Annotated in this window: 1 protein-coding gene and 1 pseudogene; both read right to left on the reverse strand. The window is 38.1% G+C overall.

The window, feature by feature from the left end; translation table 11 throughout:
- Positions 1-106: 106 nt before the first annotated feature.
- Positions 107-277, reverse strand: coding sequence for a hypothetical protein (locus tag C9E89_RS23200; protein WP_228199118.1), 171 nt, complete (start codon positions 275-277; stop codon positions 107-109).
- 53 nt (positions 278-330) lie between these two features.
- A pseudogene (locus C9E89_RS23725) lies at positions 331-522 on the reverse strand (hypothetical protein); the annotation flags it as partial.

Here is a 522-nt window from a genome sequence, read left to right on the forward strand (position 1 = left end):
AAACAAAAAACCCAAGACTCCACATCTTGGGTTTTTGCTTTTTCAATTATTGATTTTTGAATTCCAAAATCATATTTAATAAAGTTGTAAAATGACTTAATACAACTCACTTCTTCTTATAAGCCTGATCTAGAAATAAATTATCCAACATCAAGACACATTCAACAAAAACATGTAGTTCAACTGGAGAATCATGTAATTCTAAATATGATTCGATATCCGCAATGCTCAATGCCAACGGCGTACCTTGTTCATATCGTCTAGAACGCGCGATCATGTTGTAAGCATGCAACACTGTGTGTGCAGTATAAGAATATTCAGGTGGTTCAACTATTTCGATGTTGAGCGCTTGGCGTTGCTTTTTTTCGTGGTCGGTGAGGATGCCGTATCGGGTTTGCCAATCGTAGAGTTCTCGGACTTTCCCAAAACTTCTTCTTTGACTTGATTGGCTTCCTTTTGAATCTTTTCAGCCTCAGACTTTACAAAACCCCAGATCTGCCAGCCTAAATCCCCCATGTGAAA

The sequence above is a fragment of the Acinetobacter sichuanensis genome (assembly GCF_003024515.2).
Classification (GTDB): Bacteria; Pseudomonadota; Gammaproteobacteria; order Pseudomonadales; family Moraxellaceae; genus Acinetobacter; species Acinetobacter sichuanensis.